The organism is Sulfolobus sp. B1 (genome assembly GCF_007050195.1).
Classification (GTDB): Archaea; Thermoproteota; Thermoprotei_A; order Sulfolobales; family Sulfolobaceae; genus Saccharolobus.
This window is the reverse complement of the sequence record NZ_QIMI01000107.1, coordinates 1-5,672: the sequence shown is the minus strand read 5'-3', so window position 1 is coordinate 5,672 and position 5,672 is coordinate 1. Positions and strand designations below refer to the sequence as shown.

10 protein-coding genes are annotated in these 5,672 nt (G+C 34.3%); 8 read left to right on the top strand and 2 right to left on the bottom strand.

Annotation, left to right across the window (positions count from 1 at the left end; genetic code table 11):
- The 6 genes from DMP16_RS07460 to cutC all read left to right on the top strand — a co-directional run.
- The coding region (locus DMP16_RS07460) for a hypothetical protein (RefSeq protein ID WP_143577043.1) at window positions 1-224 on the top strand (224 nt) is incomplete at its 5' end.
- 12 nt (window positions 225-236) lie between these two features.
- Complete coding sequence (locus DMP16_RS07455) at window positions 237-824, top strand: DUF1404 family protein (protein ID WP_069284041.1); 588 nt, start codon at window positions 237-239, stop codon at window positions 822-824.
- The gene (gene cobA, locus DMP16_RS07450; protein ID WP_069284040.1) at window positions 824-1,549 is read left to right on the top strand and encodes a uroporphyrinogen-III C-methyltransferase; all 726 of its coding nucleotides are present in this window, start codon (window positions 824-826) and stop codon (window positions 1,547-1,549) included. The genes DMP16_RS07455 and cobA overlap by 1 nt, the downstream gene beginning before the upstream one ends.
- 6 nt (window positions 1,550-1,555) lie before the next feature.
- Window positions 1,556-1,696 carry a YHS domain-containing protein gene (locus DMP16_RS07445; RefSeq protein ID WP_069284039.1) on the top strand — a complete coding sequence of 47 codons (141 nt, stop codon included), beginning with the start codon at window positions 1,556-1,558 and terminating at the stop codon, window positions 1,694-1,696.
- A gap of 108 nt (window positions 1,697-1,804) precedes the next feature.
- Window positions 1,805-2,641: a glyceraldehyde dehydrogenase subunit beta gene (gene cutB / locus DMP16_RS07440; protein ID WP_069284038.1), complete on the top strand. Its 837-nt coding sequence runs from the start codon at window positions 1,805-1,807 to the stop codon at window positions 2,639-2,641.
- Between the two features lie 5 nt (window positions 2,642-2,646).
- Window positions 2,647-3,153, top strand: coding sequence for a glyceraldehyde dehydrogenase subunit gamma (gene cutC, locus DMP16_RS07435; RefSeq protein WP_069284735.1), 507 nt, complete (start codon window positions 2,647-2,649; stop codon window positions 3,151-3,153).
- Here cutC and DMP16_RS07430 read toward each other — a convergent pair.
- Window positions 3,124-3,693, bottom strand: coding sequence for a nucleotidyltransferase family protein (locus DMP16_RS07430; RefSeq protein WP_069284037.1), 570 nt, complete (start codon window positions 3,691-3,693; stop codon window positions 3,124-3,126). The genes cutC and DMP16_RS07430 overlap by 30 nt on opposite strands.
- Before the next feature lie 28 nt (window positions 3,694-3,721).
- On the opposite strand from DMP16_RS07430, the gene DMP16_RS07425 reads away from it, so the two are divergent.
- Both DMP16_RS07425 and DMP16_RS07420 read left to right on the top strand, forming a co-directional pair.
- Window positions 3,722-4,141, top strand: coding sequence for a CoxG family protein (locus DMP16_RS07425; protein WP_069284036.1), 420 nt, complete (start codon window positions 3,722-3,724; stop codon window positions 4,139-4,141).
- 48 nt (window positions 4,142-4,189) lie between these two features.
- Window positions 4,190-4,555: an SRPBCC domain-containing protein gene (locus tag DMP16_RS07420; RefSeq protein WP_306416244.1), complete on the top strand. Its 366-nt coding sequence runs from the start codon at window positions 4,190-4,192 to the stop codon at window positions 4,553-4,555.
- 235 nt (window positions 4,556-4,790) lie between these two features.
- Here DMP16_RS07420 and DMP16_RS07415 read toward each other — a convergent pair.
- Window positions 4,791-5,672, bottom strand: an 882-nt coding sequence (locus tag DMP16_RS07415; RefSeq protein WP_255446831.1) for an EF-Tu/IF-2/RF-3 family GTPase, incomplete at its 5' end; no start/stop codon positions are given.

Here is a 5,672-nt window from a genome sequence, read left to right as displayed (position 1 = left end):
TAACTAAAGCTGATACAAGATGTGGGGCTGACTCGCCGTCAATTAGACTACTGAGGTTTTGGTTAGAGGTAGGCGGAAATAAAGAAGTTAAAGTGATAGCATTAAGAGGTGTTCAAGAAGATCAAGTGGATATGTGGATAACGGCTATGAACGAGAAAGGAGTAAGATTAGTTAATAAAGCTAGTGAAAAAGATAAGGTAGTATATACAATATTCCTCCCCTAGTAGGGAGTTTTTATGAATTTTTTAAACATATCAAAGTATTTAGGTTTTTCAATATTAATAGGGTCAGCGGTAGCATATATATTGCTAGATCCTATTGATAGATTGCTTTCATATCAAGGTCCAATCATATCCGGAGGACTATTAGGTTGGTATGTTTTAATGTCAAATACTCCTCAAGATAAGTTTGTAGAAGTGGATAAGGAGAAAGTATCTATAGTTTCCTTACTACTTCGAAAGAGAGTGCCATTATTCATCACTATTGCACTAGCGTTAATCATTCCATGGCTACTCCCTCAAATATATATTATATCTACTAAATTAGAGTGGCTATTCGCATGTTCGTTCATCTCAGAATTCGTAGGAGGATTCCTCGTCGGTTATAGTATAAACTCCTTAACTTTTACGGAGAAGATCATATTATATAGTTTAGGATTTGCAGGAGACACTCTCTTTTTACTAATACTATACGTTGCATCTAACCTATTTGCTATACCACCACAAAATATACTTAACTCAATCATATTACTAGTTTATGCAATTAAGTTTCCTGAAGGTGCGGCATTTGCGATTTATATATTCAAAAAAGTAAATGTCATTTAATGAAAGGGAAGGTTTATATTGTAGGTGCTGGTCCGGGTGATCCTGAGTTAATTACCCTTAAAGGTCTTAGACTACTACAGATGGCAGACGTTATTCTTTACGACAGGCTTATTTCTAAAGAGCTATTAAATTACTCTAAAAGAGAGGCAGAAAAATTGTATGTTGGGAAAAGTATTGGGGATTACGTTATTCAAGATGAGATAAATCAGACGTTAGTGAAAAAAGCATTAGAGGGCAAGATAGTCGTAAGACTAAAAGGAGGAGATCCTTACGTCTTTGGCAGAGGAGAGGAGGAATGTATCTATGTCATATCAAAAGGAATAGAATGCGAGATAGTGCCCGGAATAACTAGTGCGATAGCTGTGCCCGCTTATGCAGGTATTCCAGTAACTAGCAGATTGTACTCAAGCGGGTTTACAGTAATTTCTGGAACTAGAGCTGAAGATGAACTAATAGATTCTAGTTATATTCCAAAAAAGGGTACCTTAGTTATTTTAATGGGTATACGAAAAATAGACGAATTAGCGAAAATGCTTATTAAAATCAGAGATGAGAACGAACCATTTGCGATAATAGAAAACGGTACTACTCCTAATCAGAGAGTGTTATTAGGGAAGCTTAAAGATTTAGAGAATATTGCAAAACAAGATGAAGTTAGGTCTCCAGCCGTGATAGTAATAGGAGAAGTTGTTAAATTAAGGGAATACTTATGGAAATTTAAGTGATCAAATATGAAGTGTACTGTGTGTGGAGAAGAGATTAGAGGAAAAGCCTATACTTACACTTATAAGGGTAATACTTACTATTTCGACAATCCAATGTGTATGGCAGAGTTTAAGAAGAGACCAGAAAAATATATTGCAAAAAAATAATTTTATATGCTCTATGATTTTTAATTATACTAGAGAAGTTTGAGATTTTAGTTTGCGTTTTAAAGATTCATGAGCTAAGTATATAAGTGACTAAATAATATTATCCATGTGTACCCGCCAAAGATTGGATATGTAATACCGGATAACGTGAAAGAAGCCATTGAGTTCCTTGAAACTCATGAGAACTCTAGACCATTAGCTGGAGGACATAGCTTAATACCAATGTTGAAGCTAAGGATATTAAGACCATCATACTTAGTTGAAATAAGGAGACTTCCAGAATTGCATTACATAAAAAGTGAAGGAAACGCAATAAAAATAGGCGCTACAATGACTCATTATGATATTATGAAGGCTAATATACCATTGCTAAGCGAAACAGCGTCAAAAATAGCTGATCCACAAGTCAGAAATATGGGTACTATAGGAGGAAGTATATCCCACTTAGACCCAACTGCGGACTATCCAGCTGCATTAATTGCGTTAGATGCTAAAGTAAAAATAGCTAATAGTAAAGGTGGGAGAGAGGAGAAATTCTCTTCCTTTGCAAAAGATATGTATACGCCTGATTTAAATCAAGGAGAATTAGTCACAGAGATTGAAATACCTAACCTAAAGGAATATAAATATTCGTATCAGAAGTTAGAGAGAAGGGCAGGAGATTTCGCTATTGTAGGAGTAGCAGTATTGCTAAAAGTTAATGGCGATATGATTGAGGATGCTAGGATAGGGTTAACTGCTGTAAACAATGTACCCGTTAGAGCTGCTGAAAGTGAGAAAATTTTGATGTCAGGTAAAATATCTGAGAAATTAATAGAGGACGCTTCAAATGCGGCAATTAAATACGCTAATCCAACCTCTGACATAAGAGGATCAGCTGAATATAAAAAGAAAATGGTTAAAGTTATGACTAAGAGAGCTATATTATCTGCATTAAATAGGTGAAGAAAATGAAGGTATTTGAAAAAGATCAAAAAGTAAAAATCCATCTAAAAATAAATGGTCAAGAGTATGAAACAGAGACCGAGCCCAGGAGATTATTAGTTCACGTTTTAAGAGAACTAGGCTTTACTGGAGTGCACATTGGATGTGACACAAGTAATTGTGGTGCCTGTACGGTAATACTAAATGGAAGAAGTGTCAAATCATGCACGTTATTAGCAGTTGAAGCTGATGGAGCTGAGATATTAACTATAGAGGGCTTGTCCAAGGATGGTAAGCTTCACCCTATTCAAGAAGCTTTCTGGGAAAAGCATGGATTACAATGTGGTTATTGTACTCCGGGTATGATAATGGAAGCTTATTGGTTATTGAAGCAGAATCCAAATCCAACTGAGGAAGAGATAAGAGAGGGAATTTCTGGAAACTTATGTAGATGCACTGGTTATCAAAACATCGTTGAAGCAATAAAATTAGCATCACAAAAACTAAGGATGGAAATCCCTAAAGCTCATTAGATCCTCTTTTTTATCAATATCTATTAGAATACCTTTTCCACATTCTGCAAGGCATATCTCTCTTTCACTTAATTTTTCCAATATGATTCTAGCCCCTACATCTCCACTTAACTTATTTAGTTCTGGAAACAATTCCTTGGAAATTAACACAGGATTTCCTCTCTTACCTTTATGAACTGGGATAACGACTTTACAGCCTGGTTTAAACGAATTTAAGATTTTCATTACATCCTCCCTCGTAACGTAAGGCATATCAGCTAACGCAAAAAGAACTCCATCATAATCGTTAAACATTTTTACACCTAACTTAATTGAACTACTAATTCCTTCCATCCAGTTCGGATTATAAATTACGACTTGGTCTAACAATATTGATATAAGATCTTGAACATACTTTCCAACTACAATTACTTTCTCTAATTTATCATATATACTGATAGTCTTCAAAATAATTGGGACTCCATCTATCTTTGCTAATAATTTATTTCCACCAAACCTTTTCCCTTCTCCTGCAGCTAAAATAACAACCCCTATATTCATAAATACTACTTTATTCTAAAACTTAAATATGAAATATGAGGGTTCAGTCGACATAAATGCGTCAAAAGATCAAATAATAAAACTATTAGATAACCCAGATCAAGTCTCCCAATGTTTTCCTGGAGTGAAAAGTTTTTCAAAAAAGGATGACGGATATGAATTAGTAGGAGTAACTGGTATTGGATTCATAAAAGGAGAGTATAAAGCTAATGTAAAATTTGAAAAAATAGACGATTCCAAGAGGAGGATATTGGCAAAAGGTTCTGGAATGAATAGTAACGTAGATATAGATGCTCTTGTTGAGGTATTAGATGGAAAACTTAACTACTCTGCTGACGTAAGGGTGTCTGGAGTATTAGCGTCAGTAGGGGCTAGACTAATGGGAAGTGCTGTTGAAAAGATCATAAGTGACTTGTTCTCTTGCATAAAAGAAAAGGTGCTAAAGTAATGCAAATAGAAGGAGAGGTGAAATTAAATAATTTAGAGAAGGCTAAAGATTTTTTTTTCTAATCAACAGAATCTAATCCAATGTATACCTAATGTAGAAGAGATAAACGGAAATTACTTTAAGGCTAGGGTAAAATTTTCCTTTTTAACTGTTCAATTGAATGGAATGATAAAAAAACATGAGGTAAACGAAAATAAAGTTAATACGATAATTTCAATTGAAGGTCCAGGAATAGCTGCAACAATATCTACCATCCTTTTGCTCGAGCAGAATAAGATTAATTGGAAGGCAGATTACAGTGTTGAAGGTCCTTTGGCAAACAGTTTGAAAAAGTATATAGATACAGAAGCCGAAAAAATATCAAGGCAAATAATTGAATGTAGCATATCTAAAATAAATAATATTCAATCATAAATTTGCTTTTACTTCAAACAAGTTTATCATATTTGATGTAATATCGCGTAATAATATACTTGGAAATTGTGAAACTGACCTCCTCCCAGCAAAAAAGGACGAGGTTTGTCTTTCTTTTATCAGATTATACCTTAATTTCAATGCACCTTTACATTAAAGAAGGCTAAGTTGACCGTTAAATAATTATTTAATACAATGATAATATGATACATATTCCAAAAATTCTCTCTGCTTTTTATAACGGCTCTAAAACCATGCCTACTCCTCTAGTTCTACCTTCTCTGAATACGAATATCTGACCTCTTTCTAAATACTCCGGTCTATATAAAAAGGAGAGTATTACCTCACTAGTATCACCAGTTCTCAAAACTTTATTTTGTATTTTTTCAAATCTGGCTGCTTGACGTATAGTGTAAGAGTGAAGAGTAGCTACGTAACCTTCTCTTATGGTAGTTGGGTGATGAAGAATGAATATCTTAGCCTTAAATCTCCTTATAACTTTAGGGCTTCCTTTTAACATAACCATTCCTTTCCTAAGGCTTTCCTTATCAATACCTTGGATTGCAAATGTAGCTATATTACCCCTAGACACGGAATCAACGAAAATCCTGTTAACTTGAATGCTCTTTACTCTTACTTCTTTAAATTCACCAGCCTTGTTTGGCCCTATCATCAATGACTCATTAATGTTAACCTTACCTCTTACCACAGACCCTAAAACTACTGTACCGACTCCAGTTACATTATATACCTCATCAATATACACTAATGGCGGCTCTATGTCTCTAGACGCTTCAGACTCTGGTGGAAGTAAGTGAAGGAATTTAATAAGTAGATCTAAACCTTTGCCAGTAACATTTGATACCTTAAATATTGGTACAACTCGTTTCGATTTAATTGCCAATATAGCATTTATCACATCATCTTCATCCTCAACCTCTAAGGCTAACCTATTAATTCCAGGAATTTTAAGAATATTCTTTATATCTGTAATGATGGATTTTATCTTCTCTTCTGGGTATTTGTCAATTTTAGTTATCAATACAAATATAGGAAATTTTAAAACGGACGCTATTGCTAAGTGTTCTTTACCCATAATACTTAAGCCATCATCTGC